This is a genomic window from Tahibacter caeni (genome assembly GCF_024609805.1).
Lineage (GTDB): Bacteria > Pseudomonadota > Gammaproteobacteria > Xanthomonadales > Rhodanobacteraceae > Tahibacter > Tahibacter caeni.
The window spans coordinates 1-2,759 of the sequence record NZ_JANFVR010000474.1 but is presented as its reverse complement, the minus strand read 5'-3'; the positions used below and the strand labels follow the sequence as shown (position 1 = coordinate 2,759).

Below are 2,759 nucleotides of genomic sequence, written 5' to 3'. Positions count from 1 at the left end.
CGCGGTCGCGGCGGTGCTGGCCGGCGCGCTGGCCCTGCAGCCGCTGGAGCGGTTGCCGCCGGTCTGGCTCTGTCTGTCCGCGATCGGTGTCGCGGCGGCGCTCTGGTGCTGGCCGCCGCTGCGCTGGATCGCGCTGCTGCTGCTCGGCGCCGGCGGTTTCGGCTGGCGCGCCGAGCTGGCCCTGCAGCAGCGCCTGCCGCGCGAACTCGAAGGTGTCGATCTCGACGTGCAGGCGCGGATCGTCGGCCTGCCGGCGCGGCGCAGCGATTCGACCTTGCTGGAACTGGAGGTCGAGACCGCGCGGCGCGACGGTCTTCCGGTCGCGTTCCGCGGTCACGTGCGCGCGTCCTGGTACGGCACGCCGCCGTCGTTGCGGCCCTGTTCGAGCTGGCAGCTGCGGCTGCGCCTGAAGCGGCCGCGCGGCGGCAGCAATCCCGGCGGCGCGGACGTGGAGCGGCATGCGCTGCAGCGCGGCCTGCTCGCGACCGGCTACGTGCGCGACGATGCGCCCGCGCGCGAGCTCGGCGTCGCGGCGTTCTGCATCGACGCCTGGCGCGAACGCATCGCCGCGACCATCGACCGCCGCTTGGCCGGGCAAACGGTGGCGCCGCTGCTGCGCGCGCTCGCGGTCGGCGACCAGCGCGGCCTGACCGATGCGCACTGGCAGGTGCTGCGCGCGACCGGCATCGGCCATCTGATCGCGATCTCCGGTTTCCATGTCGGCATGCTCGCGCTGGCCGGCGGCGCCTGCGCGCGCTGGCTCTGGCGGCGTCGGCCGCAGGTGGTCCTGCGCAACCCGGCTCCGCTGCTCGAAGCGCCGTTAGCGCTCGCGGCGGCCACGCTCTACGCGGCGCTGGCCGGCTTCGAGCTCGCGACCGTGCGCACCTTGCTGATGCTCGTCGTGCTCGCCGCGGCGCGGCTGCTGCGCCGCGGCCTGAGCGTCGCCCAGGCCCTGGCGCTGGCGCTCGCCGCGATCCTCGCCGCAGACCCGCTCGCGATCCTGTCGGCCGGCTTCTGGCTGTCGTTCGCCGGCGTCGCCTTGCTGGTCTATGCGGCGGACGCGCCCGTCGCGCGCGCCTGGTGGCGAGAACTCGTGCCGGCGCAGATCGCGATGAGCCTCGGTCTGCTACCGCTGACGATCGCGTTCTTCGGCCAGGCGTCGCTGGTCGGTCCACTGGCCAATCTCCTCGCCGTACCGTGGATCAGCTTCGTCGTCGTGCCGCTGACCCTGGCCGGCTCGCTGCTGATCCTGCCGCTGCCGTGGCTCGGCGGGGCGCTGCTGCAGCTCGCGGCCTGGGCGCTGCAGCCGCAGTGGTCGCTGCTGAGCTGGCAGGCTCAATGGCCGCTCGCGCAATGGCACTTCGCCGAAGCCTCGGCGACCGGGCTGCTGCTGGCCGCGCTCGGCGCGGTCTGGCTGCTCGCGCCGCGCGGCGTGCCGCTGCGTGCGCTGGGCCTGTTGCTACTGCTGCCGCAGCTCTGGCCGGCGACGTCGCGGCCGGCACCCGGCGAGTTCGCGCTCTGCGTCGTCGACGTCGGCCAGGGACTCAGCGTGCTCGTGCACACAGCGCAACATGCCCTGCTCTACGATGCTGGCGCGCGCTATCCGTCGGGCTTCGATCTCGGCGAGGCCGTCGTCGTGCCGACCGCGCAGGCGCTCGGCGTGCGCGAGCTCGACGCGCTCGTCGTCAGCCATGCGGACCTCGACCATGCCGGCGGCGTCGAGGCGGTGCGGCGCGCGCTGCAGCCGCGCGCGCTGTGGCGCGGCGACCCGCGCATCGCCGAAGGGCAGGGAAGGCCCTGCACGGCCGGAGAGTCCTGGCGCTGGGACGGCGTCGAGTTCCGGCTGCTGCATCCGCCGGCCGGCTTTCACGGCGACGACAACGACGGCTCCTGCGTGCTGCTCGTCCAAAGCGGCGGCGCGCGCCTGCTGCTGACCGGCGACATCAGCGTGCGCGTCGAGGCCGCCGTCGCGGCGGCGGCAGGGCGCGAGCCGCTCGTGCTCGTCGTGCCGCACCACGGCAGCAAGACCGCGTCGAGTGCCGAGCTGCTCGACGGTTTGCAGGTGCAGCTCGCGCTCGTATCGGCCGGCTATCGCAGCCGCTTCGGCCATCCGCATGCCGACGTGGTCGCGCGCTATCGCGAGCGCGGCATCCCGCTCGTCAACACCGCCGATGCCGGATGCCTGCGTCTGCATTTCTCGCCGCGCGCGCCGCCGCGCATGGTCGAGCACTGCCGCCGCGACCGCCGCCGCTACTGGAACGAATAGGCGCGGGGCGAACGGAGGTGCGGCACGATGCACACGGCGGGTGCCGCGCGATCGCGTCGCGACGCAGGCCGGGCGAGGTGCTAGTCCAACTGGGCGAGCGCCGCGTCGAACGCGCGGCGGAACCGCGCCTGCCAGCTCGCGGCCGTTGCGGCCGGCAGCGGACCCAGCGCGATCCAGCGCTGCAGCAGCGCAGTCAGTTCCTCGCGCGCGCTGCCGCGCTGGCCGCCACTCATGCGCTGCGACAGGCGTGCGACCTGCAGGTCCATGCGGCGCGCCTTGTCCTCGGCCGGCGTGTCGATCGCCGCGAGGAACTCCAATGTCACGAGCAGCTCGCGGCGGTCCGCCTCCGCTTCTCCCTCGGCCGCTGCGCCGGCCGCGGAACCGACAGACGCGGCGGCCGCGCCGCCGGCATTCGCCGCTGCGGCGGAAGACGTGGCGCCGGCCGCCGCGATCGCTGCCACGTGGCGCTGCTGCAGTGCCTTGCCGAGCGCGC

The 2,759-nt window shown here is 74.7% G+C and carries 2 protein-coding genes; one reads left to right on the top strand and one right to left on the bottom strand.

All coding sequences use genetic code 11. The features are described 5' to 3' along the window. Positions 1–2,266 (top strand): DNA internalization-related competence protein ComEC/Rec2 (locus NON22_RS22800; protein WP_257389283.1); only part of this gene is annotated, 2,266 nt, incomplete at its 5' end. Between the two features lie 80 nt (positions 2,267–2,346). Here the strand turns inward: NON22_RS22800 and NON22_RS22795 are convergent. Further along, the coding region (locus tag NON22_RS22795; protein ID WP_257389282.1) for a hypothetical protein at positions 2,347–2,759 on the bottom strand (413 nt) is incomplete at its 5' end.